The sequence below is a fragment of the Halomonas sp. NPDC076908 genome (assembly GCF_050269715.1).
Lineage (GTDB): Bacteria > Pseudomonadota > Gammaproteobacteria > Pseudomonadales > Halomonadaceae > Vreelandella.
Genome location: NZ_JBNNIW010000042.1, coordinates 1 through 25,355, shown reverse-complemented (window position 1 = coordinate 25,355; position 25,355 = coordinate 1). Strand labels below are relative to the sequence as shown.

The window sequence follows — 25,355 nt, the reverse complement described above, 5'->3', positions numbered from 1 at the left end:
CCTTCCGCAGTTGCGCTTCGCTTCGTTCGCTGTGGCCAGCTTACGGGAGGACTTGCACCTCCAGGAGTGCGCCCGTGCCGGGCGCACAAAAAAAGTCCCCCGAAGGGGACCCAGGTGGAGCACGCCAGCTCACTCGGTTTATCGCTAAATGTTAGTAGCGATGTAGATGAAGAAGGGAGAGAAGCACGCCATCTAAGCTGTTGTTTCTCTATTCACTCATCCTTTACCATATACATTGCGATCCGCGTGCCAATTTTTAAAAAATTAATATAAATCAATATATTAAAAAACAATCATTTGATAACCATTAACCTACGGCCCACAACAACACACAAAGTGCACCAGCAATGATCATTTTGTATCCTTTTTGCATCACAAAGTGTCAATGCGACTTCGTTAAACCTACTGCTAGGGAGGCATCATGATTTTCACCTGGGCTCTGTGCGCATTAAATCCCTCCTCTGCAATGTCTGACAATGGAATGCGAAAGCCCACCGTTTCTAACACAGGGAAAGCGCCAAGATGGTTGCGACGTGATTTAACTTGCAGTAGTGCTGTAGTACTCAGTACTACGAACTTCGTAGCCATCCTCACCTTCGCTCGCTTATGGAAGTTCGCCTTCCCAAGATTTGGCTATCAGCCAAGCCCCAACAGCATCCTGTTAGCGGAAGCATCCTCCTACATGTGATCCTGATCGCGACATAATTATTGAGGAACTCTTGTCAGTATTGGCGACGTTACTTTAATCAGCGTAACAACAGACAGCCCTAGAATCATGACAAACGTAAAACAATGCACCCTAATTGGCCTAGGCTTCCAGCCTCACGTACACTTGTTTGAATCCATTAATCACCACGCTTTCGACAAGCCGAGGCTCTCCCATGGCGTTTGATTCTACCTCTTCCTATATTGCAACCGATGCGCTTAAACAGGCGGTTAACGCCGCCGTTATTCTTGAGCGCCCGCTTCTCATCAAAGGCGAGCCGGGTACAGGCAAAACACTACTGGCGGAGGAACTAGCCGAATCCCTAGGCACTAAGTTAATCACCTGGCATATCAAGTCCAGCACCAAGGCAGCTCAGGGCTTGTATGAGTACGATGCTGTCAGCCGCCTGCGGGATTCCCAACTGGGCGTGGAAGGCGTCGAGAACGTTGGCAACTACATTAAGCCGGGCAAACTGTGGGAAGCCTTTACCGCTGACGAGCGGGTAGTGCTGCTGATTGATGAGATCGACAAGGCGGATATCGAATTCCCCAACGACCTGCTCCAAGAGCTGGACCGCATGGAGTTTCACGTTTACGAAACCGGTGAAACCATCCGCGCCGAGAAGCGCCCGATCATTATCATTACTTCAAATAATGAAAAGGAGCTGCCGGATGCGTTCCTACGCCGCTGCTTTTTCCATTATATCGAGTTCCCCGACCAGGAAACCATGCAGGCAATTGTCGATGTCCACTTTCCAGATATCGCACCCCGAATGGTCAGCGAAGCCTTAGAAGTATTTTTCGATTTGCGCAACGCCCCGGGCCTTAAGAAAAAGCCCTCCACTTCTGAACTGGTGGATTGGCTCAAACTGATCATGGCCGATGAGATTGCTCAAGAAGCGCTCTACAATCGCGACCCATCCAAAGCGCTGCCGCCCATGGCCGGTGCGCTGGTCAAAAACGAGCAGGACACTCACCTGCTTGAGCGACTGGCGTTTATGATCCGTCGTCAGAAAGGCACAGGCCGCTAAGCTATGTTTATCGGCCTATTCGATACATTAAAACGCGCAGGCGTTCCTGTGTCGCTACGGGAGCTGCTGGATCTTCATGCCGTGGTGGAACGCGGTGTAGTGTTTGCCGATATGGAAGCCTTCTACCAAGTGGCCCGCACAGTGATGGTCAAAGATGAGCGCTATTTTGATCGTTTTGACCGTGCCTTTGCCGCCTGGTTTAAAGGGCTTGAGGACATGGACGCCGCCATCGAGGCGTTGATTCCCGATGAGTGGCTGCGCCGCGAATTTGAAAAACAACTCACCGACGAAGAGAAAGCCAAAGTTAAATCCCTTGGTGGCCTTGAAGCGCTTATTGAGACGTTTAAAAAGCGCCTGGAGGAGCAGAAAGAACGCCATGCGGGCGGCAACAAATGGATAGGCACTGGCGGCACGAGCCCCTTTGGTGCTTATGGTTACAACCCAGAAGGCATTCGCATTGGGCAAGATGGTTCCCGTCACCGCCGCGCCACCAAAGTGTGGGACGAGCGGCGCTTTCGGGATTACGATGATTCGCTGGAACTCGGCACCCGCAATATCAAAATGGCGCTGCGGCGGCTGCGCAAATTCGCCCGCCAAGGGGCATTAGAAGAGTTCGATGTGGACAGCACCATTCGCGAAACCGCCAAGGATGCTGGGCTACTCAACGTGCAGATGCGCCCAGAACGCCACAACGCGGTGAAGGTGCTGCTATTTCTGGACGTGGGCGGCTCCATGGATGACCACATTCGTGTCTGCGAAGAGTTATTCTCTGCGGCTCGTTCAGAGTTTAAGCACCTGGAGCATTTCTACTTCCATAACTGCTTATATGAAGGCGTTTGGCGTAACAACATGCGCCGCGGCAACGAACGCATTCCAACGATGGATGTACTGCATACCTACGGGGCTGATTACCAAGTCGTCATTGTGGGTGACGCCGCTATGTCGCCCTACGAAGTGTCTCACCCTGGCGGCAGCGTCGAACATTTTAATGATGAAGCGGGTGGCGTTTGGCTAAAGCGCCTAGCCGATAAGTTTCCGCGCTTGGCATGGCTTAACCCTTTGCCGCCACGTGCCTGGGGGTACACCTATTCAACTCAGCTTATTCGAGAACTGATTGACGACCGCATGTACCCCATGACGTTAGAAGGATTAGAAACCGCTATGCGACAACTGGCAAAGAAGTAAACGTGTGCTGCTAGGCCATGCGTGTTAGCACATCGTGGTGGGTCAGCTTGCGATGCAGGAAGGCCATTACGATGTGCCCTGCGATCAGCGCCAGCAGTGTCCAGCCAAGTTCACCATGTAGCAAACCGCCGAGATCCGTCATCCAGCTAATAGGCTCGCCCTCAAAGCCAGGTATCAATGTAATTCCAAACACTTCAAGCGAGCGGCCTGAACCGTACTGACGAATAAGAGCAATCGTTGGTACGGCAATCATTAGGCCGTAAAGAGCAAGATGACCAAAGGTTGCCATGATGCTAACCGATTTTGGCCGACGAGAAGCATTGGCTAAGGCCCAAATCACGCGCAACACCAGCAGGCTGAGCAGCAAGACACCTACCGTGCGATGGGTTCCCCAAAGAAAAGACTCTAAAGCGGAGTCTTCAAAAAACACGCGCGCGGCGGCACCACTAAATTGCCATACAAATAAAAGCGCCATACCCCAATGTAGTAAGCGGCTGACCGCCCCATAGCGCTGCTTATTATCCATTATCGTTAGTGCCATTGATTTTCCCTCTTATTAATAAGCTATTGCCACTGATTGATGACGCTTATTTTATCGAGTTAGCACGGAAAAAATATGACAACAGCACGCAAAATGGTTGCCCTAAGTGGAACGCACCGTTTTTGACCGTTCAAGTGAGCGATTAAAGCGAGTCTGGAAAGTCGTTTAAGCCATTTAAAAAGGCCTGTTTAGCAGCCTCAAACGCCTTGGGGTCATGTTTGAAACGGCGCAAAATAAGCGCTTCATCCAAACTCAGGGTAGGTGCTAGCTCGCCTACACTCTTAGCAGGATGGCGCGCACCCAAGCCAATACGTTTTCCACCTGCACCGCCAAACCAACGCTTAAAACCACTTTTTTGGTAAAACGCCTCTTGCTCAGCACTGTCCACTTCAACACGCAGCGGTGCCTTTAGCGTCAGTTCACTAATTAAGCGCTGCTTCGCATCCGCTTGGTCAAGCGCGCAGGCGAGCGTTACCGTCATACCCACGCCCTCTTCGTCTAACACTAGCAATGCCAGCGCTTGGGGTTTTCCTTTACCATCGACGGCAGCAAACAAACGTGCGGCTTCTTGAGGAAATAGCACGCTACCAGTACCGGTAAATACGACCAGCGGCGTCAGCCCGGCTTCTTGACCGTAAACTTCAGCGCATAAACGTGCCAAACAGGCGTTGCGCTGGGCCTCTGCGTTAACGTGTACAACCTTCATTAAAAATATCCTCGCCGACAGAAAAGGCGCAAGCCTAGAACAATCATCGCCATTTTGACAGTGACTTGTGCCTGGCCGTGCGTCTATTCATTTTTGCTGATACTGAACACTACTGCGATACCCCTGTCGAATAGGATGTATAAGTGTGATCAGCGACTTAGAAGGAGCTTGCATGCCCACCTTTACGAACGATCCTACTTTACCTACTCCGAGTTTTCCTGGTAGTCATCTGGTGATAGACGATCACTATGTATTTATTTCGGGGCTGACTGTTGCCGACCTCTCTAATGGTCAAGCCGTACAAGGCGATGTGAAAGAGGAGACCCGCCTAGTCATGCGCGCTCTTTCACGCATGCTTGAACTGGAAGGTGGCAGCCTGGCAGATATAGTGCGGGTGGATATTCACCTTACAGATCTACACGCTATCCAAGAGATGGACAGTGTTTACGCAGAGTACTTTGAACCCGGCCGCTACCCGGCACGAACCTGTACTGAAACGCCCCACATCTGTGGCGGCAGCAGTGTTGAAATTACTGTGATGGCGAAGCGCGCAAATCGTTAATTTCTTTAAACACAAAAAGCCAATTTAATGGCTTTTTGTGTTTGTTCAGAGGCAGTCGATTTTATAACCCCGCCAGCATTCCTGTGGGATAGGTAAGGGTGAGCAAATTCGCCATCCCCATCAAGAAAAGCGTCACGCCAGCCGCCAAACCCATGGCAGCCACGGGCTTCATACGCGCTACCACAAGTAAAAAACCAAGGCAAAATACCGCAGCGGCAAATAGGAAGCCCAGCACCATCACACTGCCTATTAATGCGAAGAAACCGGCGACCCAAATCAACTGCTGACTCAATGTCTGCGTTTGCCACTTCATCGGCTTGATGACCGTTCTGATAATTTCCATCACGCACGCCGCGACAATAATGGCAATCGCCAGCCTAGGCATGATGCCACCCAGCATGGAAAGATCCGCAAAGGCCCACCACGTGTACCCCGCCACTGCTAACAGGCTACCCAGCAACACGACATCGATCACGCCCAGTGCCAGCGGAGCCACTTCCTCCTGAAGCTCATGGGTCATGGGTTCATTTGCTTGGCGGCGCTTTTTCAAGTAGCTGCGTAGAGGAGGGAGTAGCAGTGATGCCGCAATCAGAGCACCAATGATCAGCACGCCAGGCCGCATAAAGGCCTCAGCCCCCTGAAACTGGGCAGCTTGATAGAAGTACGCTTCGGCACCGGGCGCGAGCACAAAACCAATCAAGAAGGCAGGACGAGACCAGTTCGCCTGCTTGAACAGCACACCAATCGCGCCAATGATGCCGAGTGCAAAGAGATCCCCTAGCGAGCGCGTTGCTTGGTAGGCCGCAAAGAGAATCAAGATGGTAATCAGCGGCGCTAAAATCGCGAACGGCACCCGCGTTAGGCTAGCCACCGGGCGCGCTAAACCTAAACAGAGCGCAGCGCCTAAGATATTCGCCAGGGCTAACGACCAAATAATGGTGTACGTCAGGTCAAGGTTCGTCTCCAGCATACTCACCCCAGGCTGAAGGCCCAGCAGTAGCAAACCACCTAAAAACACCGCCGCCGTACCAGACCCAGGAATACCAAACAGCAGCGTCGGCACCATTGCCCCACAGGCACAGGCGTTGTTAGCCGACTCCGGCGCAATCACACCGCGAATATCGCCTTTACCGAATTGTGATTTATCCTTAGCGCTCTGCACCGCATGGCCGTAGGTGAGCCAATCCACCACGGAGCCCGCCAAGCCAGGAACCGTGCCCATCAAGCTGCCTATGCCCGCGCAGCGAGCTACCAGTCCAGGCCGCTTGGCCACATCCTTAACGCCCTCTTTCCAGCCTTTGCCCAATTGGCAGGGCTGCTCGGCAATTGCGCCGCGTTTGACTAATAAATCAATGATTTCAGGCAGTGCAAAAATACCTAACCCCACCACCACTAACGGCAATCCATCGTAGAGGTAGTCAATTTCAAACGGCAGCCGGAACTCCCCGGTGGCGGGTGCCATACCAATGGTACCCACCAGTAAGCCAACGCCGCAGGCAGCAATGCCTTTAAAAACATCCTTACCAGACAGCACCGCCACCATGGAGAGCCCCAGCAGCGTCAACATAAACAGCTCTGAGGAAGAGAACGAGAGTACAACAGGCCGGGCAATGAGGATAAAGGCCGTCAGCACCAGCGCACCGATAAGCCCACCGATCATTGACGACAAAAACGCGCTAGACAGCGCTCGTGCCGCCTGCCCTTTTTTCGCCAGCGCAAAGCCGTCCACAACGGTGGCCTGGGAAGCGCTTGAACCCGGGATGCCAAGCAGTACAGAGGCAAACGTATCGCCCGTGGGGATCACCGCCACTAGCCCCATCAGCATACCCAGAGCCACAGACGGCTCCATACCATAGAGAAAGGGCAACAGCAGCGACATACCGGCAATGCCGCCAAGCCCAGGAATGATGCCCACAATTAGACCAATGAGGACACCAATCACCATGTACAGCATATGGGGAACAGTAAACAACTGCCCCAAACTGGAAAATAAGACATCTGTCATTGTCTTGGCTCTTATGTTGTTTAATGTAAGGGAGCCCAAAGGCACTGCCTCAGCCGTGCCTTTTTAGTGTTAACTGGCGTGTTAAATACGGGCGCCGTGCTGCTCTAACAGCCACTCCACCAGCCACTGGCGTGTGGCATCATCCAGCGACATGGCATCCTGCAGATGCTGCTCGACGACCTCACCGACCACCGGTGTGTAGGGCCCAAGCTGGGCCATGGCGGCTTCTTTGAACGCTTCCGTATCGACAAAACGGCGCGCCGCGTCGCGATACTCCTGAATCAGCGCTTCTGGCGCATCGTTTGGCAGTAGAATCAATTTTTGCAGCGTGAATCCAGAGGCAAAGAACTTACGATACGCCTCGGCACCAGGGCCGCTGGGCGCTTCACCATGCAGGGTTTCGTACACTTCATTGAAGGTCGGCAAATCAGGGAAAGCAGGGTCACGCACGATCTCGCCGTTGTCGTTAAGCACGCCCAGGGAAAACAGCGGCACCGCTCGTCCGCTCTCAACCAGTGGTTCTACGCTGCTGAAATAGGCAGAAGTGGTTTGGAAGTCGATATCAGCCTCGCCACGCTCGAAGGCTAACCGCCCTTCTCCACGGCTACCCATGCCCGACACGGCCTGCACATCGGCCCCCAGCAAATCAAGCGCAATCAGTACTGGTAGCTCTAGCCCGGTATGGCTCTGCACGGCAAACTTAACGCGCTGGTTAGTTACTGCGTTCAGCACCTCCTCTGCGCTATCGCCTAGGCCAGGCTGGGCATAAACCACGCCGCCGGTGGGCGTGGCTAGAATCGGCGTCCAATCATCGTAGCTATAACGAACCCGGCGGTCTTGCAACATGGCAGGGTATTGAGTGGAGGCAGAAGTGCCGATCCACTGGCTGCCATCCGAGTCCGCTCGCATAGCGAACAGGTTACTGCCATTGATAGAACCGCCGCCGGGTACGTTGTCAATCACCAGCGTCGGGTTGCCTTCAATATGGTCACTCATCCACGTGGTGAAGAAGCGCGCCCATACGTCGGTTCCACCGCCCACACCAAAGGGAATGGTCCAGCGAATGGTGTCAGGCACGCTCACATCGTCAGCTTGAGCATTCACACTAATAGCGCCTAGCGTGGAACAAGCAGCGACCAGTAGCGCTTTCTTGAACGTTTTAAACGGAGTGTTCTTCAGGGTGGTCATGGCGATACTCCTGTTATTGATTATTGTCGGTTAGTCATCTGGGTAGCGTTATTTAATCAACGGTTTCGATGGCGTGGTTACCCGCTACCTTTGAAGGGGTCGCGTAAAAAATTTGCCCGCTCATAATTTTGCGAGCGGTTCGAATAAGCGACACGCGCGCTAGGTCAAAGGCATTCTGCTGGCGATATTCCGCCGTTAGCTCAATAGAACCAGAAGGATGCTCTAATGTAATCTGTGATAACAGCTGCCCGGCAGAAAGCTTCTGGGTGCTTACGGCCATGTGATTGGCCACCGAACCGGGCACATTAATCGCCGCCGCCACGGCCATCGCCCCTGTCACGGCAATCGCTTTATGGCAGCGATGGGGCACAAAATAGCGCACATTCAGCGTGTGAGATGCCGCTTCAGCCTCTGAAATCAGCACCGTCTTGGGCAGCACGCTCTGGCTTACATCGCCCATTCCCATCCGCCGCCCTGCTTCACGGCGCAGGGTTTCTAAGCGGGTTAACAAGGCCGCGTTATTATCCAACTCCGCAGGCGCTTCATGGCCGGTTAGCCCCACCGACTCCGCGCGCAGCAGCATAATGGGGGTGGCGGCATCAATACAGCTCACCTCGACACCTTCGATCTCATCGCAGGCGTTGCCAGTAGGCAGCAACTGCCCCGTTTTACTGCCCATGATGTCTAAAAAGCTGAGCTGAATGCCCGCCGCACTGCCAGGAACGCCGCTAATGGTCACGCTGCCCTCATACTGCACCTGCTTACCCGGTGTGGGGACATGGCACTCAATCAGCCGCTGGGTATTCAGATTATGCACCTTCACCACGGTCGTACCGTCTTGAGGTTCCACAAGCCCTGTCTCAATGGCATAGGGCCCAACGGCAGAGAGCATGTTGCCGCAGTTCGGGTTAAAGTCGACCCGCTTGTTCACTACGTCCACTTGAGCAAACAGATAGTCAACATCGGCATCAGGGTGTGACGAGCACTCCACAATGGCGACTTTGCTAGTGAGCGGGTCGCCGCCCCCAATACCATCGATCTGTAGCGCATGGCCGGAGCCCATCAAACTCAGCAGGATATCGGCCTGCTGAGCCTGATCACTGGGTAGATCTTTCATGCGAATAAAGGGGCCTCGAGAGGTGCCCCCGCGCATAATGACACAAGGAATGCTGTTCATATCGCTCCGCCATAGTTAGCGATGACTTTATGAACGCAGCATGTCAGCCAATGTTTAATGTCTCAAATGCAAATATAGATTGCTATAAATCCGTTTTGTGCATTAATGTGTTTTGGTTATTAATTCACCTCTTTAGCGCAACAATCCTATGCTGCACAGACTCGAATTTCTTGACCTCCAGGCCTTCATTTTGGTCGCTGAATTGGGCACCTTTCATGAGGCAGCGCAGCGTCTGCATTTGTCGCAGCCAGCGCTCACTCGGCGCATCCAAAAACTCGAAGAACTCCTTGAAGTTGAACTACTTGAGCGAACCACCAGGCGTACTCGACTAACGCCGATTGGAGCGGATTTTCTGCCCCGTGCCAGGCGCATGCTAGAGGAGTACGAGTCCTCCATCTTAGGCATTCGAGAGCTCGTTACTCACCAAAAAGGCACGGTGACGATTGCCTGCCTGCCCACAGCGGCCTTCTACTTTTTGCCTAGTGTCATTCGCGTGTTTAGCGAGGCGTGGCCGGGCATTCGCATCCGGATTTTGGATGTCAGCGCCAACGAAGGGCTGGAAAAAGTCATTAATGGCGAGGCGGATTTCGGTATCAACATGATCAGCGCACAAAGCTCTGAGGTGCGCTTTACGCCGCTGCTGAGAGATCCGTTTGTACTAGCACTGCGCTCGGACCACCCGCTTGCCAGCAAAAAGCAGATTGAGTGGAGCGATTTGGAGGATGTGCGGCTCATCACCGTGAGCCGTGATAGTGGCAACCGAACGCTACTGGATAACGCGCTTTCAGCAGAGGGCATCCACCTCAACAGCTTTTACGAGGTGCAGCACCTTTCTACTTCGTTGGGATTGGTGGAATCGGGCCTTGGGGTGGCTATTTTACCGCGTATGACCATGCCCGGCCCGGATCACGACACACTCTGCTCTCGCGACCTCCCTGAGCCACGCATTCAGCGCTCGATTGGTTTGGTGCGCAGCAACTCACATAGTCTATCCACTACTGCCCAGCTGTTTATTGACCTTCTTCTGGAGCATTGGGGTAAAGAGACTCTTTAGCGCTGCTTGCAGGCAGTAGTAGTGCCAGCACCGCGTCCATGTCTATGTGGGCTTCCAGCATATCGGCTAAGCGATCAAGCTCGCGTTCACGGTGAGCTTGATAATCGCTTTGTTCTGCATTATGGAGCCCTAAACGGGTAAGCAATGCTTGGCAGGCTTCCGGGTGGTCAAATAAGCCATGCAGGTAGGTGCCGAGAATGTGGCCATCTTCACTGATGGCCCCTTCAGGGTGGCTGTCTATTTCAAATAGCGGCGTGCTTAGTGCTGGCCCAATACTTACGCCGTTGTGAATTTCGTACCCAGTTACGGCGCCACCTTCAGGCGCCATCATTCCGCGGACATTGCGCAACTGCTTACCCGCGACCATGCGGGTTGTGAGAGGCAATAACCCCAACCCCGCCACTTTCCCAGGTTTTCCCTCCAAGCCGTCAGGGTCATCTACCCACTCGCCCAGCATTTGGAAACCACCACAAATACCCAGCACCTTGCCGCCGTAGCGCAGGTGACGCTGAATGGCTTTATCCCACCCCTGACGCTTTAGCCACTCAAGATCGCTGGCGGTGCTTTTGCTGCCGGGCAGAATAATGACATCGGCGGCAGGAATCGGCTGATCGGGGCCAACAAACGTTAAAGCAACTTGTGGGTGTAGTCGCAGCGGGTCAAAATCGGTGTGATTACTAATGCGAGGTAGCGCTGGCACAACCACATTGAGCGTCTGGTTAACTTTTTCAGCGTGGGTTAAGCCAATGCTGTCTTCGGCATCGAGTAACAGCCCTTGCAGATACGGCAGTGTTCCAAACACAGGCTTACCAGTACGCTCTTCCAACCACTCAAGGCCTGGGTTGAGCAGTGCAATATCACCCCTAAAGCGATTGATAATAAAGCCTTTGGTGCGCCCCTGTTCACTCTCGCTTAATAACGCCAGGGTACCCACCAACTGAGCAAATACTCCGCCACGATCAATATCGCCGACTAACAGTACCGGGCAATTTACCGCCTCAGCAAAGCCCATATTGGCGATATCACCCTCGCGTAGATTAATCTCTGCTGGGCTACCCGCGCCTTCGGCGACAATCACATCAAAGCGGCTTTCTAGCGCTTGCCAGGCGGCCATTACGCTCTCTTTCGCGGTGCGTTTAAAAGCGTGATAATCCAGGGCATCCATATGACCATGCACCTTGCCACGCAAAATCACCTGGGCGCCGCGATCCGTTTCCGGCTTTAACAGTACGGGGTTCATATCGCTGTGGGGTGCTAAATAGCAGGCTTGGGCCTGTAACGCTGTCGAACGGCCAATTTCACCACCGTCCACGGTCACCGCGCTGTTCAGCGCCATATTCTGGGGCTTAAACGGCGCCACCGAGACTCCTCGCCTTGCCAATGCACGGCAGAGCGCAGCCACCACGGTGCTTTTACCCGCATCCGAGGTGGTGCCTTGAATCATCAGTGTGGCCATCGCTTGATCTCGCCCAGGTGAACAGGAGCGAAACTGTAGCGGCCCCTGGAAACCAGTGCAATGTGCTCCACCAAAACAGGCTCAACTATCTTGGCGCCCTAACTCGATTAGGCATTAAACGACTTGTCATCATAATCACTTCAAAAATACATCTTCCCGCCATTTAGCTGTCACATACCCGCTCTAGGCTGATACCTAATAAATGAGATCGATCTCATTGCATCTTCAACAGGTATTCCCATGGCAGATTTACTTAGTGTGGCCAAACTCGCAGGCGTATCCCGAGCGACAGCAGCGCGGGCTTTTTCAAGTCCCGATTTGGTACGCCCGGCCACCCGTGAAAAAGTGTTTAGTGCAGCGAAGAAGTTGGCGTTTAGACCCAACAAAATCGCCCAGCAGCTGCGCTCGCAAGCGACACAGATGATTGGTGTGATGGTGCCCACCCTTGATAACCCGGTGTTCGCCGAACAGCTTCAAGCCATGGAAGTCACAGCCAGGGCCGCGGGTTATTCACTGATTGTGACCACCAGCGAGTACGCCCCCAGCCGTGAACAACACATTGTTGAGGAGATGTTGCGCCAGCGCGTGGATGGCCTGGTACTTACCGTGGCCGAAGCCGACAACAGTGTAGTGCTGGACAAGCTGCGCTTGGAAACTACCCCCTGCTTACTGGTCTATAACCCACCGGGCAATAGTGGCTTCCCTTCGATTAGCGTTGATAACCATGCCGCTAGCGCTGATGCCGCCCGACATTTAATCACACAGGGGCATGAGCGGACTGGCATGGTGGCTGGCCCACTGCTTCAGTCAGACCGCGCCCGCCAACGCTATGAGGGCTATTGCCAGGCTATGCAGGAGGCTGGGTTGACTGCCCATCCATTAATTGAGATGGCCCTCCATACCCAAGCCGACCTGGCAATCCTGAGGTCTGCGCTGCAAGGACCAGACGCTCTCACGGCGGTGATTTGTACCAACGATCTGCTCGCCATCAGCCTGATGGGTGAGCTTCAGCGTGGCGGTTTTAGCGTGCCTGGCGATCTTTCCGTGATGGGCTTTGATGGTATTGCCCTAGGCCAGCATCTCTACCCCTCGCTATGCACTATTGAGCAACCCCGCGCCGATATCGGCCGCACCGCGGTTCACACCTTGTTAGCCATGATTCGGGGAGAAAACTGCATGCCCGCTCCCCTGCCCCACGCTTTGCGTCAGGGCGAAAGTGTCGGAACCCCGACATCCCGTTAGTCCACGTTAGGCACTTTTATTGAGGAGTAGGAAATGAGCTTTAAACGTCTTTATCAAGGGTTAATGGTCACCGCGGTTATTGGAGTATCAGCAAGCGCTGTTGCTCAAACCAGCAGCAACGCGATCTGCTACAACTGCCCTCCAGAGTGGGCTGACTGGGGCACCCAGTTACGCTTGATTGAACAGGAGACCGGCATTCGCGTGCCGCAAGATAACAAAAACTCCGGCCAGTCCTTAGCCCAGTTAGTCGCCGAAGCGGGTAGCCCTGTGGCTGACGTTGTCTACTACGGCGTGACCTTTGGTATTCAGGCCATGGAAGAAGGCGTCGTGACGCCCTATCAGCCTGCCCACTGGGACGAGATACCCGAAGGCCTGAAAGACCCCGAAGGCAACTGGTTTGCCATTCACTCGGGCACCCTCGGCTTTATGGTTAACGTAGACGCCCTGGATGGCGCGCCCATCCCCACCTCCTGGGATGATCTCCTCAAGCCTGAGTATCGCGGCATGGTGGGCTATCTGGATCCCGCCAGTGCCTTTGTGGGCTATGTGGGAGCCGTGGCGGTTAACCTTGCTATGGGCGGCGATCTTAGCGACTTCACCCCGGCAATCGACTACTTCAACGAACTGGCCAATAACGACCCGATTGTGCCGAAGCAGACAAGCTATGCACGGGTGCTCTCAGGCGAGATCCCTATCCTGCTCGATTACGACTTTAATGCTTACCGCGCCCGCCACAGCGATGGTGCCAATGTTGAGTTTGTGATTCCTGAAGAGGGCAGCGTGGTGGTGCCCTATGTCATGAGCCTGGTGAAAGATGGCCCTAACGCCGAGAACGGTCAGCAGGTACTTGATTTCGTGCTCTCAGATCAAGGCCAAGCGGTATGGGCAGACGCCTACCTGCGCCCAGTTCGCGAAAGCGCCATTTCTGACGAAGCACGCCAAGTCTTCCTACCGGATAGCGATTACGCCCGCGCCGAAGCCGTCGACTACACCGCCATGGCGGCGGCTCAACGTAGCTTCTCTGAGCGCTATTTGTCGGAGGTTCGTTAATTATGACAGCGGTATCCAAGCAGCCCTCCGGGGCTGCTTCTTACGTCAATCGTCGACCACTGATGATGAGCTCCACACGACGCAAAAACCTAATCGCTCTATTTGCTTTAATGCCTGCACTGGTGATTTTCTGTGCATTTTGGTTGCTGCCTTTTTCACGTTTGATCGTGATGGGCGCTGAGGCCGATCGGAGTAGCGGCATTAGCACTTATCTGACCATTCTCACCCATCGTCAATACTTGATCAGCTTAGTCACCACCGTGGGAATCTCGCTTGTGGTATCCATCACGGCGGTTGCCATTGCCGGTGTTGCTGGGTTCTTTCTCGCCCGTCAGCATTTTTTTGGTAAGGCCGTGCTGGTCGCTATTCTCACCTTTCCGCTGGCGTTCCCAGGCGTTGTTGTGGGCTTTCTGGTGATTATGCTGGGTGGCCGCCAAGGTGCGCTGGCGCAGACCAGTTTATGGCTGTTTGGCGAGCGCTGGATGTTCGCCTACTCACTGGCCGGGCTATTTATTGGCTACCTCTACTTTTCGATTCCGCGCGTTATCACCACCGTGATGGCTGCCTGCGACAACCTTGACCAAAGCCTTGAAGAGGCGGCCCGCTCATTAGGGGCTAATACCTGGCAAGTAACCAAAGACGTCATTATTCCGGGGATTGCACCCGCGCTGCTTTCGACAGGGGCTATCTGCTTTGCTACTAGTATGGGTGCTTTTGGCACGGCGTTTACCCTGGGCACGCGATTAAGCATTCTTCCGCTCAATATCTACGGTGAGTTCACCAACTACGCTAACTTCGCCATGGCCGCCGCGCTTTCGGTAGTACTCGGCGTTATCACCTGGGTAGCGTTAAGCCTGGCCCGCCGATTGGCAGGCGGTAATCTGGGGGCTTCCGCATGACATCTCGCTTACGCTTCACACTGCAACTGATTTTCACCCTGCTGGTGTGCTTATTTATGATTGTGCCCGTTGCCATGTCGGTGATGGCGGGGCTGACCGAGAACTACTTTATTGGCTTGCAGAGTGGCCTAACGCTGCGCTGGGTGAATGAGGTGTGGCGGCTCTACGCCGATACCATCTGGCTATCGATAAAACTGGCGCTGGCTTGCTTGTTGATTACCATTTTAATTGGCGTGCCCGCCGCCTATGGCCTGCTGCGCAGCAGGCGCCGCTGGGCCAATGCGATAGAAGAACTACTTCTGTTACCTGTGGCTGTACCCGGTCTCGCCACTGCCCTGGCTCTGCTGCTGGCCTACGGCAGCTACCGGGAATTTCGTGGCAGCTGGCTATTTATTCTGGTCGGCCATGTGCTGTTTACCCTGCCCTTTATGGTGCGTGCAGTGCTCTCCGTGATGCAAACCGCCAATCTCCCTCAGCTCGAAGAGGCCGCTGCCAGTCTGGGCGCCAACTTCCGCCAACGCTTTTTCGCCGTGGTCGTCCCAAATTGCATGAGTGGCATTCTAGCGGGTGCGCTAATGGTCGTTACCCTCTCGATAGGTGAGTTCAACATCACCTGGATGCTGCATACCCCTTTGACTAAAACACTGCCAGTGGGGCTAGCCGACAGCTACGCCTCAATGCGCCTGGAAATTGGCTCAGCTTACACGCTGATTTTTCTGGTGATGGTGGTGCCGCTGCTGGTGGCTATCCAGTGGGCAGGCCGATTTACCCGTCAGCGCCGCTAACCATCTACTAAAGACACCTACTGGCTTTATCTGAGAGTTTGCTATGAGTTCATCTGTCAGCATTACCCTAAACCAATGCAGCCGCACCTTTGCGGGCGGCAACACGGCGCTACAGCCTCTTGATTTAGAAGTTAACGCCGGAGAAACCTTGGTTCTGCTTGGGCCTTCCGGCTGCGGAAAAACAACTACTCTGCGAACTATTAGCGGCCTGGAAAGCCCTGACAAAGGCGGCCAGGTACTGTTTGGCGAGCGTGATGTCACCGCTCTACCCATTGAGAAGCGCGATGTGGGGATGGTATTTCAAAACTATGCGCTGTTTCCCAATATGAGCGTTGCCGACAATATTGCCTACGGGCTAAAAATTCAGCGCTTGCCGCGGAGCGAGATTGCACATCGGCTGGATGAGGTCATGAGGATGGTCGATTTGCAGGGCTTTGGTGATCGGCGCATCGACGCCCTTTCAGGCGGGCAAAAGCAGCGCGTCGCCCTCGCCCGTGCAATTGCCGTGCGCCCCAAGGTGCTTCTGTTTGACGAGCCGTTGGCTGCCCTGGACGCCAAACTGCGTGACCGCTTGCGCATCGAGATTGGCCTGCTGCTGCGCGAGCTGGGCACCACGGCAGTCTACGTTACCCACGACCAGGATGAAGCGATGGCCTTAGGTGATCGCATTGCAGTGATGCATGCAGGGCGTATTGCTCAATTGGGTACCCCCCAAGAGATTTATCATCAGCCTGCCAATGCGTTTGTGGCGGATTTTATCGGTGCGGTTAACTGTCTGGAAGTCATCAGCACACACGCCGATGGAGGGTTAGTGGTACATGGTGGTGAGCTAAACGCGGCCCATTTGCAGGGGGTATCCACTGTCTACTGCCGACCGGAAGATATCCTGGTGGTGCCCCTTGAACAAGCTGATGTAAGCGGCAAGGTAGTGCAGAGTATTTTCCTTGGCCAAACCCAACGCCTACTTGTGGATACTGGTGGCGCTACCCCGCTACAGATTGAAGCCGCCTCGCGCCAGCGCTGGCCAGAGGGCACCGCTATTGGTTTGAAGCTTCCAGCGAATATGCTTTTTCACCCGGATACCCCTGCTACAACGATTAATGCCAAGGAGATGGCCAATGGCTGATCACGACTTCACTAACGAGCAATACGTTGCAGATCAAGAATGCCTTATCGCACAGATTAGCGACCCGCATATCAAAGCAGGCGGTAAGCTCTCTTATCGCAAGGTAGACACCGCCAACGCCCTGCGCCAAGCGATCAGTACACTTAATCAGCTGCAGCCTCGTCCTGACTTGGTGCTGATAAGCGGTGATTTGGTCGATTTTGGGCACCCGGACGAGTACGCCACCTTCAAGCACATCCTGGCTGAATTAACGCTGCCCGTGTATTTGATCCCAGGCAATCACGATGACCGCCAGCACTTGCGCGATGCTTTTCCTGAGCACCGCTATCTGCTTCAACACACGGACTATTTACAGTGGGTGGTGGATGACTATCCGGTGCGCATAGTGGGGCTCGACTCATCGGTACCCGGTAAACCCCATGGGGAGTTAAGCGATTCAAGCCTCCAGTGGCTGGATGTAACCCTGGCAGAGCAGCCTGAGAAACCTACCCTGGTGATGGTGCATCACCACCCTTTTGTGAGCGGCATCGACCATATGGATCGCCAGCCGCTGCAACATGCAAATGCACTAGCGGAAGTGATTGGCAAACACGCCCAGGTAGAGCGCGTGCTCTGCGGACACCTGCACCGTTCGATTCAGGCCCGCTTCGCTAACACCCTGGCGGTTAGCTGCCCAGGTGTTTCCCATCAGGTTAGCCTGGATCTCACCCCAGATGGGCCTTCCAGCTTTCAACTAGAGCCACCCGGTTACCTACTGCACCAATGGTCAGCAACTAACGGTATGGTGACCCATCAAGGGTTTATCGAGCACTATCCTGGCCCTTTCCCGTTCTATGACGCTAATGGGCTAATTGATTAAACCATTAGACTGGGAGAAAGCGCCGTGTCGTCTATTTGCGCCCACTCCCAGGCTTGTACTATCTGTTTTTTCTCTAAACCCCAGCGGTATCCGCCTAGGGCGCCGCTTTGTTGAATCACCCGGTGGCAGGGGATCCACAGTGCGATTGGGTTAGCCCCCACCGCATTACCTACTGCACGGGAGGATTTAGGCGTACCCAATGCATGAGCAATGTGAGAATAACTGGCAAGCTGCCCTTCTGGAATCGTCAGCAGCGCCCGCCAAACCGCAATTTGGAAGTTGGTACCGGTCACGTGCAGTGACAAAGCGGCAGTCCCTTCTTCGGGCTTAGCAAATAGCTTTTCCACCGCAAAACGGGCGGCATCAGGATTATGGCACAGCGTGCTACGCGGCCACTCTTTAGCAAGCCGAGCCAGTAGCTCATCGGCACTGGTGGCATCGATAAACCCCATTCGGCAGACACCGCGAGGCGTGACGGCGACGAACATGCTGCCTAAAGGTGTTTCATGAACGCCGTAAGCTATTTCCACGCCCTCACCCTGGCGCTTGTACTCACCGGGGGTGACCGCCTCAAGCTGCACAAAGTGGTCGTAAAGCCGCGAACCGCCGCTAAGCCCTAACGTATGGGCAACATCCAATAGCGAGGTGGACGCTTGCATCAGTTGCTTACCGCGTTCTAACGTCAATGCTTGCAAAAAGCGTTTAGGGCTAATACCCACATAACGGCAAAAAATCCGCTGGAAGTGAAAGGCGCTCAAATGAACGTGAGCAGCCACTGTTTCCAAGTTAGGCTGCGCCGCTGCGTTAGCCACCATATAGGCCATCGCTTTTTCAATTCGAGCATAATCGTTCATTGTGTTTGTCTCTTTTGCCATCGCATTAAGGGCTGCACCAATAGTTATACTGCAGCCTAAGCGATCTACGCTTTGTTGCCGACCCGAATCTTGCTCTCTGTTTCCTGGCCTCTATCCCAAGCTGGCAACGTTAAATATGGCGATAAATGATAATCGGAGAGCAGCCTAATAAGCGTTGCAGCGTATTGACCTGCTCGTTATCTATTTGGCCAATGCGGGGATTGACCGCGGTGAGTGTGAAACGCGAGAAACCCTGAACAAACGAATACTGCAGTTGGTTGACTGACGCTTGCTCGCCACAGCAAGGTAAGGGATAACAGCGTAATTGAAAGCCATGTTCAAGGTCGTAATCTTGATCCATCAAAACGTGCCACTGGGCAATGGTGAGCTCTTTCCCACACTCGCTACAGCGAACGTATTCAAAATTGCTGCCACAATCACGAAACTCTACGTTTGCAGATATTTCATCTTCAATCGCTTCAACCTCTGGCATCCACTGCCTCAGAACCTCTTTCACCGCCGCTACCTGATAGTCAGTAGGTAAGTAACGAGGCTCTGCAGGAATAATAACGATGTGGTTATCGCTCATTCAGGCCCCTTTTCGCATGCTTAAACGCAACAACAGTAAGTAGTTAGCACTTATATAGCGTTGTCTGTCAGCAACTGTAAAGCAGACAGTCCTGCTATTTTCCGCTAGGGTAACGCCTCGCCCCAATTGACGATACTTGAATAAGCCCATGCAAGACTTAATCAATGACATAGCGGCTGCCATGGCGAAAGCAGAGAAGCGCGGCAAAGTCGCCGACTATATTCCCGAGCTTGGCCATGTGAATCCCAACAACTTCGCCATCTCGCTGGCTACCGTCGATGGCAAGGTTTACTCAGCGGGCTGCGCCACCACACCCTTCTCCATTCAAAGCATTTCCAAGGTATTTACCCTCACCATTGCGCTGGGGAAAATGGGCGATTCACTGTGGTCAAAAGTAGGCCGTGAACCCTCTGGTGACCCTTTCAACTCCATCGTTCAGCTTGAGCACGAAAGTGGTAAACCGCGGAACCCGTTTATCAATGCCGGTGCGATTGCGGTGGTTGATGCGATCATGATGGGCCATGAGCCCAAAGAGACGCTGGGGGAAATCCTCAGCTTTGTGCGCTATATCGCTGATGATGACAGTATTTGCTTTGACCACGCGGTGGCCGCTTCAGAGATGGCCCACCGCGATCGCAATGCCTCGCTTGCGCATTTTATGAAAGCGTTTGGTCACCTGCGTCACGATGTCGATAAGGTTCTAGGCACTTATTTTCATCAGTGCTCCATCGCCATGAGCTGTGAACAGCTGGCCCACGCCGGGCTGTTTTTAGCCTCGGATGGTATCAACAAGCCCAGCGGCATTCGCGTTGTGGCCCCCCAGCGTGCACGGCGTATTAACTCTCTTATGATGATGTGCGGGCACTACGACGCCTCGGGAGAGTTCGCCTTTCGCGTTGGCCTCCCCGGCAAAAGCGGCGTGGGCGGCGGCATCCTGGCGATTGCGCCAGGCCACGGCTCAATTGCCGTTTGGTCACCGGGTCTAGATGACTATGGTAATAGCTTACTTGGCACCCAAGCGCTTGAAATGTTTGTTCAGCAGACTGGTTGGTCAGTGTTTGGGCATTAGCGATTAGGCATTAATAAGTCGGCTTTTATAAGGCCACCTCAATTTTGTTCAATACGCGCTGTCACGATCATCGCAAACTCCTGAAAATTCAGGAGGATGACCATGAGTGCTTTACTAGCATCGACTCTTTTACCCATGTCTGCGTTTGCACTTGCCGCCTCAATTTCGCCGGGGCCGGTCAATATCGTTTGTTTGAGCAGCGGCACTCATTACCCCATCGCGAAAGGCCTGGTATTTGTCACCGGCGCCACGCTGGGGTTTATTGCGCTGTTTTTAGGCGTCGGCGCAGGGCTTTACTCGTTGCTAAGTTTGGCACCTCTATTGGGTGAGCTTTTACGCTGGGCAGGCATTATTTTTTTACTCTACCTTAGCTATCAACTGTTGCAGCACGATGGCCGGGTTCAGGAACGAGGCGCCAGTACCGCACCGGGATTTTGGGCAGGTGCGTTGATGCAGTGGCTCAATCCAAAAGCATGGCTGGCCTCTGCTGCTGGCATTAGCGCCTATACCAGCGGTAGTGAACCCTACCTACTATGGCTATTCGCCGTTCTCTATCTGCCTATTTGTTGGGTATCGCTGGCCAGCTGGGTAGTTGCAGGAGCCTTTCTGAAACGGTATGTCCATCGACCCACCATCCTGCTAACAATTAACCGCATACTAGCTATTTGCTTGGCCGCAAGCGCCCTGTTTCTGTTATTTGAATAGCGGCTAGGGCTTAAGCAGCGGATAGCGGTATTGATTTGGTGTGGCAGCGACTAGCCGTTTGAACGTTCTTTGAAAGTGTGGCTGGTCATTGAATCCTGAATTTAGTGCTGTCTCAACGATGGATTTGCCTTCTTTAAGCGACTTCTGCCCTAACTGAACCCGCTGGTTGAGCATGTAGGCATGCGGCGTTAACCCGAAGTGCTGCTTAAACGCACGAATTAGATGCCCTGTGCTATATCCAGACTTCTGGCATAAGCTTTGAAGCGTAATTTCAGCCGTACAATGGGCACGTAAATAAGCAGCAATCTGCTCTAAGGCATCAGCAGCGGGTGGTAATTCAGCAGGAGATTCTTGGGCAAGTACTTGCATCATATAAGTCAAGAACTTAGTCAGCACCGACTGCTTATCCTCGATATCTAGATGCTCATCCAGCAAGCATGACGCCATATCGCAATAGCTTGAAAAGAGTTCTGGCTGAGTAGTAACCGCAGTCGTGAAGTTTTGCCAGCAAGGAGCCTCTATCAAACCCAGTTGGTAGCGCAGCTCGCTTAGCCAATGTGTATCGATGTAGAGCATCAAATAGGCCCACGGCTGATTCTCAATGGGGTTGCAGGCATGGACCCAATGCGGATTCATCATGACCAGATCGCCAGCGGAAATCTGATAAGTAGTATCACGATAGCTAAACGTGCTTTTACCTGCTGTTACTGCCCCAAGCGACCAATGGGAATGGCTATGGGCTGCATAGCATACTTCCCGCGCATCGCTAATTTTACGCAGCTCCACATACGGCATACGTGAATCACGCCAAAAAACGGGTTTAGTAAAAGCGACCATAAAGATAGAGCTCTCTTAAGCACAATAAACAGGCTAATAATTTGTTTCCAGCAACATCCAGTAAACAATAGCATACAGATGCAATGGGGCTTATATTCAAGCAATGTTGTATATACATGTAACGCAATGCCATTGTTTGTCAGGAGGACATCGTGGCCATCACTTCAAAACGAACCAAACAGTGGTTTGAGCGCATTAATGGCTCGAAGCATATGCTGTGGTTAATCAGCACCCTCTCTTTCCTGGAAACCATTATTCTGCCGATTCCCATTGAGTTGGTGCTGATACCGTTGATGGCCGTCAATAAACGGCGGGTATGGATAATTGCTACGGTTACCACTGCCGGCTGCTTAGTTGCATCGCTCGTTGGCTACGGCGTGGGTATGGCGTTATTCCAGTCAGTGGGAACGTGGTTTATTGAATTTATGGGGATGCAGGAGAGTTATCAGGCGTTCCAGTCGTTTTTTAACCAGTATGGATTTATTGCCATTCTTTCGATTGGCATTCTACCCATACCCTTTCAGATAGCGATGATTACAGCGGGGCTATCTGGCTACCCAATTCTGCTCTTCGTGCTGGCAGCGTTACTCTCTCGAGGTGTGCGCTACTTTGGCTTGGCCTGGCTGGTGCATCGCTTTGGGCATCATGTGGAAGAGATGTGGAAGCGGCATGCCCTAATGACCAGTTTGGTGGGCGGAGTGATAGTGCTGGTGATTGCGCTGGGGATGCAGATGCTGGCTGGGATGGTGATGTAATGATAAAGCCAATTTCTTATTAGTTTAACTAATATTGGAGTGCTATATGGAACTGATGTCTTTAGCAATATTTTCTGGTGCTCTAGCTCTCAATGCAGGCACTCCTGGCCCAAGTATTGCAGCCCTAGTCTCACGTGTTATCAGTAATGGCTGGCGCGATGTCGCTCCTTTTGTCGCCGCTTTGTGGGTGGGTGAAGTGATATGGCTTACCATGGCTATGGCTGGGCTTGCCGCTTTAGCACAAACCTTCCAGCTTGGATTCAGCCTATTAAAATGGTTCGGTATCGCCTATCTTTGCTGGCTGGCATTTAAGATGTGGCGACAGCTAATCAATGATGCAGGTAGCATTCCCAATCGGACGTCAGCGCTTTCAATGTTCTGCACCGGAATTGCGCTAACGCTGGGTAATCCGAAGATCATGGTGTTCTATGTTGCGCTTCTGCCTTCGCTAGTCAACCTTTCAGCGGCTGGTATTCGAGAGTGGCTAATTCTTGCCAGTGCCACTATTGCAACACTGGCCTTAATCGATCTCACGTGGATATTTCTGGCTCATAAAGCACGACGCCTACTTCGCACGCCTAAAGCTACCCGGGTAGCGAATCGAATCGGAGCAGTTGCACTTGGTGGCGCGGCGGCTGCCGTGGCGACCCGGAATTGACGCCTTGAAATTTTGGTGCCACCGCTGGTGCCAAACTGCGGGGCTTCTTGATGTTCGATGTGGGCTAACCAGGCCTAGATTGATCACGATCAGTCCGATATGAAAATTTCACGCCTACGTCATTCTTAGTGGACTCAACAAACCGGCTGCAGCGATGCCAATTCAACCATTCTTACCGCCATGTCGTCGTAGCCGTTATCTACCTCAGTCCGTAGCGAGGTAAAGATTACGGCATAATAAGGCGGTTCTGGCGTGTTGGCGATAAGAGACATAGGGTTACTGTACGTAATAGCCACTAACCCGCCAAGCATCACCTTCCAAGTGAGGGGTAATGGTTTCGATACCCCTCGCTTTATTGGCGAAACGGGTTTGGAAAGTAAAGACCATATAGTCGCCATCGGGCGCACCGGGCATAGACCTTTCACGGCTTACGCGCACTCGTTGACGTGACTCTACCGGGCCGAAATCTCGCCGTGCAGCACCAATCGTGCGCTCAAGCATATGCGGTGAAAGCGGCCTTTGTAGTAGCGGAGATGAAGATTCCCAGGCCTGTTCATACTGGCCGCGATCTATGGCCTCTAGCCACGCCAACGCCGCCGCTTCTGCCGCATTGGTATTTGAATGGGCATACGGGGAGAGTGTGAGAAGCAAGGTGGCGACGATTAAGGACACAATTTTGGGCATGGCAGGCTCTCTTGGCATTTGGCAGGGACCAGAGAAATTTCGATGGTCTTAGGTATATATCGGTAATCGGCAGGGTTTCTTTAGCGGTGAGGGAAATTTTTGAGTAGCCATGCAGTTCTAGCGGCACTCACTTCTCAAACCTTACCCGCTCGTTTACTATGCGCCACCCGCTACCTTTCAGCTACCATCAGGCCACTATGTCCGCCAACGCGCTTTATACCGATCTTTCTGGCTACTACGACTTAATGTGTGCTGATATTGACTACCAAGCGCAAAGCAACGCCATTCGTAGGCTACATCAAATCTTCGGTAACGGCGGCACTAACCACCTTGATTTAGCCTGTGGCACAGGCCCCCACGTGCGCCATTTCATTGATTTTGGCTTTGCCAGCAGCGGGCTTGATATTAATCAGCCGATGCTAGATATCGCAGCAACTCGTTGTCCAGAAGCCCAATTTACGTTGCAAGACATGGGTGACTTTGACGTTGATGTACCTCAAGACTTAATCACCTGCTTTTTATACTCCATCCACTATAGCGATGGTATCGGGAAGCTAAAAGCGTGTATTGCCAGTGCTTACCTCGCATTAAAAACGGGCGGTGTTTTCTATTTCAATGCGGTTGATAAACATAAAATCGACAACGCTTTATCTGTTAAACATACCGCCAAGCAAGCAGATGATACATTTACCTTCTGCTCTGGCTGGCACTTTAGTGGGCAAGGTGAACAACAATCGCTTAGGCTTAGCATTGAGAAAACCAACGCTGAAGGATGGCAGGTGTGGCACGACGAGCACCCTATGGTGGCCGTCAGCTTCGCACAGTTAATCGCACTACTGGAGCCTTGCTTCGAGGTTCGTGTGTTCGAGCACAATTACGAAACCATCACTCCTTGGGATACTGAATCAGGAAATGCGATTTTCGTGTGTGTGAAAAAGCATTAACTGGCCGCTTCGGCATTTGATTGATAAGGCAGAGAGAGTAATGTTACGAACCCTCTCGCCTCTACCGAGATACAAGCGATTGCCGCGTTGCTATGGAATTAGGATTCTGAACCTGAAGAATCTTGGCTTGGGCGTAATTGAAGCTGAATGCCGAGTAGAAAATTGCGTAGTACCTGATCTTTACACTCGCGATAATTCTTATGGCTCGGCTTGCGGAAGAACGCACTTAACTCATGATTGCTTAAGCGAAAACCTGCCAGCTCAAAAACAGCCAAAATATCTTCAGCCTTTAAATTCAGCGCAATGCGCAGCTTCTGAAACACCATATTGTTGTTTAACTGCGTTTCTGGCGCAGGCTGCGGGCCTTCGCGCTTGCCACGCTTAGAGCTAATAAACCCATTCAAAAATGCCGCCAGCTCTCTGTTCTTCATCGTAACAAAGGCGTCATCTTCATCCTTTTTCAGCCAAGCGGTGACCTGCTGTTGAGTTACGCTGACCTCTGCCAAGGCGAAGATATCCACGATGGTGCTGTCTTTTAAATCAAAGGTGTAACGTATGCGGCGAAAAATATCATTATTAGTCAAAATAGTACCCCCTAGGTTCTGTCTGAAAAGTCGGCTCTCATGCATTGCTCAATGCAAGCCAATGTCACCATGGCCTTGAAGCTACTGGCCAGCTTGTCGTAACGC

26 protein-coding genes are annotated in these 25,355 nt (G+C 52.9%); 15 read left to right on the top strand and 11 right to left on the bottom strand.

What is annotated here, in order from left to right; genetic code table 11:
- Nucleotides 1-881 precede the first annotated feature (881 nt).
- The gene (locus ACQKE4_RS17950; protein WP_427389655.1) at nt 882-1,736 is read left to right on the top strand and encodes an AAA family ATPase; all 855 of its coding nucleotides are present in this window, start codon (nt 882-884) and stop codon (nt 1,734-1,736) included.
- Nucleotides 1,737-1,739: 3 nt separating this feature from the next.
- The gene (locus tag ACQKE4_RS17945) at nt 1,740-2,921 is read left to right on the top strand and encodes a vWA domain-containing protein (RefSeq protein ID WP_427389654.1); all 1,182 of its coding nucleotides are present in this window, start codon (nt 1,740-1,742) and stop codon (nt 2,919-2,921) included.
- A gap of 10 nt (nt 2,922-2,931) precedes the next feature.
- Here the strand turns inward: ACQKE4_RS17945 and ACQKE4_RS17940 are convergent, their stop codons facing one another.
- Both ACQKE4_RS17940 and ACQKE4_RS17935 read right to left on the bottom strand, forming a co-directional pair.
- The gene (locus ACQKE4_RS17940; RefSeq protein WP_427389653.1) at nt 2,932-3,462 is read right to left on the bottom strand and encodes a cytochrome b; all 531 of its coding nucleotides are present in this window, start codon (nt 3,460-3,462) and stop codon (nt 2,932-2,934) included.
- Nucleotides 3,463-3,604: 142 nt separating this feature from the next.
- Nucleotides 3,605-4,168 carry a hypothetical protein gene (locus ACQKE4_RS17935; protein ID WP_427389652.1) on the bottom strand — a complete coding sequence of 188 codons (564 nt, stop codon included), beginning with the start codon at nt 4,166-4,168 and terminating at the stop codon, nt 3,605-3,607.
- Nucleotides 4,169-4,340: 172 nt separating this feature from the next.
- Here ACQKE4_RS17935 and ACQKE4_RS17930 point away from each other — a divergent pair, with 172 nt between their 5' ends.
- A complete protein-coding gene (locus tag ACQKE4_RS17930) occupies nt 4,341-4,730 on the top strand; it encodes a RidA family protein (protein WP_427389651.1) in 390 nt (129 codons plus the stop codon).
- A 61-nt stretch (nt 4,731-4,791) separates the two neighbouring features.
- Here ACQKE4_RS17930 and ACQKE4_RS17925 read toward each other — a convergent pair whose 3' ends face one another.
- The 3 genes from ACQKE4_RS17925 to ACQKE4_RS17915 form a co-directional block, all read right to left on the bottom strand.
- Nucleotides 4,792-6,735 (bottom strand): tripartite tricarboxylate transporter permease, encoded by a 1,944-nt coding sequence (locus ACQKE4_RS17925; protein WP_427389650.1) that lies wholly within the window; start codon nt 6,733-6,735, stop codon nt 4,792-4,794.
- Between the two features lie 81 nt (nt 6,736-6,816).
- A complete protein-coding gene (locus ACQKE4_RS17920; protein WP_427389649.1) occupies nt 6,817-7,923 on the bottom strand; it encodes a tricarboxylate transporter in 1,107 nt (368 codons plus the stop codon).
- A gap of 52 nt (nt 7,924-7,975) precedes the next feature.
- Nucleotides 7,976-9,100, bottom strand: coding sequence for a 4-oxalomesaconate tautomerase (locus tag ACQKE4_RS17915; RefSeq protein WP_427389648.1), 1,125 nt, complete (start codon nt 9,098-9,100; stop codon nt 7,976-7,978).
- A 148-nt stretch (nt 9,101-9,248) separates the two neighbouring features.
- On the opposite strand from ACQKE4_RS17915, the gene ACQKE4_RS17910 reads away from it, so the two are divergent.
- On the top strand, nt 9,249-10,154 hold the full coding sequence (locus ACQKE4_RS17910; RefSeq protein WP_427389647.1) for a LysR family transcriptional regulator: 906 nt from the start codon (nt 9,249-9,251) through the stop codon (nt 10,152-10,154).
- On the opposite strand, the gene ACQKE4_RS17905 is transcribed toward ACQKE4_RS17910, so the two are convergent.
- Nucleotides 10,111-11,610: a cobyric acid synthase gene (locus tag ACQKE4_RS17905; RefSeq protein ID WP_427389646.1), complete on the bottom strand. Its 1,500-nt coding sequence runs from the start codon at nt 11,608-11,610 to the stop codon at nt 10,111-10,113. The genes ACQKE4_RS17910 and ACQKE4_RS17905 overlap by 44 nt on opposite strands.
- 240 nt (nt 11,611-11,850) lie before the next feature.
- Between ACQKE4_RS17905 and ACQKE4_RS17900 the strand changes: the two genes are divergently transcribed.
- The 6 genes from ACQKE4_RS17900 to ACQKE4_RS17875 are packed head-to-tail and all read left to right on the top strand — an operon-like array spanning nt 11,851 to nt 17,571.
- Nucleotides 11,851-12,852: a substrate-binding domain-containing protein gene (locus ACQKE4_RS17900; RefSeq protein ID WP_427389645.1), complete on the top strand. Its 1,002-nt coding sequence runs from the start codon at nt 11,851-11,853 to the stop codon at nt 12,850-12,852.
- Nucleotides 12,853-12,885: 33 nt separating this feature from the next.
- Complete coding sequence (locus tag ACQKE4_RS17895) at nt 12,886-13,902, top strand: ABC transporter substrate-binding protein (RefSeq protein WP_427389644.1); 1,017 nt, start codon at nt 12,886-12,888, stop codon at nt 13,900-13,902.
- Between the two features lie 2 nt (nt 13,903-13,904).
- Entirely contained in the window at nt 13,905-14,801 is an 897-nt protein-coding gene (locus tag ACQKE4_RS17890; RefSeq protein WP_427389643.1) for an ABC transporter permease, read from the top strand.
- A complete protein-coding gene (locus ACQKE4_RS17885) occupies nt 14,798-15,586 on the top strand; it encodes an ABC transporter permease (RefSeq protein ID WP_427389642.1) in 789 nt (262 codons plus the stop codon). The genes ACQKE4_RS17890 and ACQKE4_RS17885 overlap by 4 nt, the downstream gene beginning before the upstream one ends.
- A gap of 43 nt (nt 15,587-15,629) precedes the next feature.
- Nucleotides 15,630-16,712 carry an ABC transporter ATP-binding protein gene (locus tag ACQKE4_RS17880; RefSeq protein WP_427389641.1) on the top strand — a complete coding sequence of 361 codons (1,083 nt, stop codon included), beginning with the start codon at nt 15,630-15,632 and terminating at the stop codon, nt 16,710-16,712.
- Nucleotides 16,705-17,571, top strand: a complete 867-nt coding sequence (locus ACQKE4_RS17875; protein WP_427389640.1) for a phosphodiesterase — start codon at nt 16,705-16,707, stop codon at nt 17,569-17,571. Before ACQKE4_RS17880 ends, ACQKE4_RS17875 begins: the two co-directional genes overlap by 8 nt.
- On the opposite strand, the gene ACQKE4_RS17870 is transcribed toward ACQKE4_RS17875, so the two are convergent.
- Nucleotides 17,568-18,425 carry a bifunctional transcriptional activator/DNA repair enzyme AdaA gene (locus tag ACQKE4_RS17870; protein WP_427389639.1) on the bottom strand — a complete coding sequence of 286 codons (858 nt, stop codon included), beginning with the start codon at nt 18,423-18,425 and terminating at the stop codon, nt 17,568-17,570. The two genes, ACQKE4_RS17875 and ACQKE4_RS17870, sit on opposite strands and share 4 nt — an antisense overlap.
- Nucleotides 18,426-18,555: 130 nt before the next feature.
- A complete protein-coding gene (locus ACQKE4_RS17865) occupies nt 18,556-19,014 on the bottom strand; it encodes a hypothetical protein (RefSeq protein ID WP_427389638.1) in 459 nt (152 codons plus the stop codon).
- Nucleotides 19,015-19,162: 148 nt separating this feature from the next.
- Here ACQKE4_RS17865 and ACQKE4_RS17860 point away from each other — a divergent pair, with 148 nt between their 5' ends.
- Both ACQKE4_RS17860 and ACQKE4_RS17855 read left to right on the top strand, forming a co-directional pair.
- Nucleotides 19,163-20,083 carry a glutaminase gene (locus ACQKE4_RS17860; RefSeq protein ID WP_427389637.1) on the top strand — a complete coding sequence of 307 codons (921 nt, stop codon included), beginning with the start codon at nt 19,163-19,165 and terminating at the stop codon, nt 20,081-20,083.
- 102 nt (nt 20,084-20,185) lie between these two features.
- Nucleotides 20,186-20,788 (top strand): LysE family translocator, encoded by a 603-nt coding sequence (locus tag ACQKE4_RS17855; protein WP_427389636.1) that lies wholly within the window; start codon nt 20,186-20,188, stop codon nt 20,786-20,788.
- A 3-nt stretch (nt 20,789-20,791) separates the two neighbouring features.
- Here ACQKE4_RS17855 and ACQKE4_RS17850 read toward each other — a convergent pair whose 3' ends face one another.
- Nucleotides 20,792-21,625, bottom strand: a complete 834-nt coding sequence (locus tag ACQKE4_RS17850) for a helix-turn-helix domain-containing protein (RefSeq protein WP_427389635.1) — start codon at nt 21,623-21,625, stop codon at nt 20,792-20,794.
- 152 nt (nt 21,626-21,777) lie between these two features.
- Here ACQKE4_RS17850 and ACQKE4_RS17845 point away from each other — a divergent pair, with 152 nt between their 5' ends.
- A complete protein-coding gene (locus ACQKE4_RS17845) occupies nt 21,778-22,380 on the top strand; it encodes a YqaA family protein (protein WP_427389634.1) in 603 nt (200 codons plus the stop codon).
- A gap of 46 nt (nt 22,381-22,426) precedes the next feature.
- Nucleotides 22,427-23,038, top strand: a complete 612-nt coding sequence (locus tag ACQKE4_RS17840) for a LysE family translocator (RefSeq protein ID WP_427389633.1) — start codon at nt 22,427-22,429, stop codon at nt 23,036-23,038.
- A 276-nt stretch (nt 23,039-23,314) separates the two neighbouring features.
- On the opposite strand, the gene ACQKE4_RS17835 is transcribed toward ACQKE4_RS17840, so the two are convergent.
- A complete protein-coding gene (locus tag ACQKE4_RS17835) occupies nt 23,315-23,722 on the bottom strand; it encodes a DUF4019 domain-containing protein (protein WP_427389632.1) in 408 nt (135 codons plus the stop codon).
- Between the two features lie 197 nt (nt 23,723-23,919).
- Between ACQKE4_RS17835 and ACQKE4_RS17830 the strand changes: the two genes are divergently transcribed.
- Entirely contained in the window at nt 23,920-24,666 is a 747-nt protein-coding gene (locus tag ACQKE4_RS17830; RefSeq protein WP_427389631.1) for a class I SAM-dependent DNA methyltransferase, read from the top strand.
- A 98-nt stretch (nt 24,667-24,764) separates the two neighbouring features.
- On the opposite strand, the gene ACQKE4_RS17825 is transcribed toward ACQKE4_RS17830, so the two are convergent.
- Nucleotides 24,765-25,250 (bottom strand): DUF1456 family protein, encoded by a 486-nt coding sequence (locus ACQKE4_RS17825; RefSeq protein WP_427389630.1) that lies wholly within the window; start codon nt 25,248-25,250, stop codon nt 24,765-24,767.
- Between the last annotated feature and the right edge of the window lie 105 nt (nt 25,251-25,355).

Bases quoted from the DNA above. Each gene is read 5' to 3' on its own strand.
- ACQKE4_RS17950 (WP_427389655.1), top strand. From the start codon at position 882: ATGGCGTTTGATTCTACCTCTTCCTATATTGCAACCGATGCGCTTAAA.
- ACQKE4_RS17945 (WP_427389654.1), top strand. From the start codon at position 1,740: ATGTTTATCGGCCTATTCGATACATTAAAACGCGCAGGCGTTCCTGTG.
- ACQKE4_RS17940 (WP_427389653.1), bottom strand. From the start codon at position 3,462: ATGGCACTAACGATAATGGATAATAAGCAGCGCTATGGGGCGGTCAGC.
- ACQKE4_RS17935 (WP_427389652.1), bottom strand. From the start codon at position 4,168: ATGAAGGTTGTACACGTTAACGCAGAGGCCCAGCGCAACGCCTGTTTG.
- ACQKE4_RS17930 (WP_427389651.1), top strand. From the start codon at position 4,341: ATGCCCACCTTTACGAACGATCCTACTTTACCTACTCCGAGTTTTCCT.
- ACQKE4_RS17925 (WP_427389650.1), bottom strand. From the start codon at position 6,735: ATGACAGATGTCTTATTTTCCAGTTTGGGGCAGTTGTTTACTGTTCCC.
- ACQKE4_RS17920 (WP_427389649.1), bottom strand. From the start codon at position 7,923: ATGACCACCCTGAAGAACACTCCGTTTAAAACGTTCAAGAAAGCGCTA.
- ACQKE4_RS17915 (WP_427389648.1), bottom strand. From the start codon at position 9,100: ATGAACAGCATTCCTTGTGTCATTATGCGCGGGGGCACCTCTCGAGGC.
- ACQKE4_RS17910 (WP_427389647.1), top strand. From the start codon at position 9,249: ATGCTGCACAGACTCGAATTTCTTGACCTCCAGGCCTTCATTTTGGTC.
- ACQKE4_RS17905 (WP_427389646.1), bottom strand. From the start codon at position 11,610: ATGGCCACACTGATGATTCAAGGCACCACCTCGGATGCGGGTAAAAGC.
- ACQKE4_RS17900 (WP_427389645.1), top strand. From the start codon at position 11,851: ATGGCAGATTTACTTAGTGTGGCCAAACTCGCAGGCGTATCCCGAGCG.
- ACQKE4_RS17895 (WP_427389644.1), top strand. From the start codon at position 12,886: ATGAGCTTTAAACGTCTTTATCAAGGGTTAATGGTCACCGCGGTTATT.
- ACQKE4_RS17890 (WP_427389643.1), top strand. From the start codon at position 13,905: ATGACAGCGGTATCCAAGCAGCCCTCCGGGGCTGCTTCTTACGTCAAT.
- ACQKE4_RS17885 (WP_427389642.1), top strand. From the start codon at position 14,798: ATGACATCTCGCTTACGCTTCACACTGCAACTGATTTTCACCCTGCTG.
- ACQKE4_RS17880 (WP_427389641.1), top strand. From the start codon at position 15,630: ATGAGTTCATCTGTCAGCATTACCCTAAACCAATGCAGCCGCACCTTT.
- ACQKE4_RS17875 (WP_427389640.1), top strand. From the start codon at position 16,705: ATGGCTGATCACGACTTCACTAACGAGCAATACGTTGCAGATCAAGAA.
- ACQKE4_RS17870 (WP_427389639.1), bottom strand. From the start codon at position 18,425: ATGAACGATTATGCTCGAATTGAAAAAGCGATGGCCTATATGGTGGCT.
- ACQKE4_RS17865 (WP_427389638.1), bottom strand. From the start codon at position 19,014: ATGAGCGATAACCACATCGTTATTATTCCTGCAGAGCCTCGTTACTTA.
- ACQKE4_RS17860 (WP_427389637.1), top strand. From the start codon at position 19,163: ATGCAAGACTTAATCAATGACATAGCGGCTGCCATGGCGAAAGCAGAG.
- ACQKE4_RS17855 (WP_427389636.1), top strand. From the start codon at position 20,186: ATGAGTGCTTTACTAGCATCGACTCTTTTACCCATGTCTGCGTTTGCA.
- ACQKE4_RS17850 (WP_427389635.1), bottom strand. From the start codon at position 21,625: ATGGTCGCTTTTACTAAACCCGTTTTTTGGCGTGATTCACGTATGCCG.
- ACQKE4_RS17840 (WP_427389633.1), top strand. From the start codon at position 22,427: ATGGAACTGATGTCTTTAGCAATATTTTCTGGTGCTCTAGCTCTCAAT.
- ACQKE4_RS17835 (WP_427389632.1), bottom strand. From the start codon at position 23,722: ATGCCCAAAATTGTGTCCTTAATCGTCGCCACCTTGCTTCTCACACTC.
- ACQKE4_RS17830 (WP_427389631.1), top strand. From the start codon at position 23,920: ATGTCCGCCAACGCGCTTTATACCGATCTTTCTGGCTACTACGACTTA.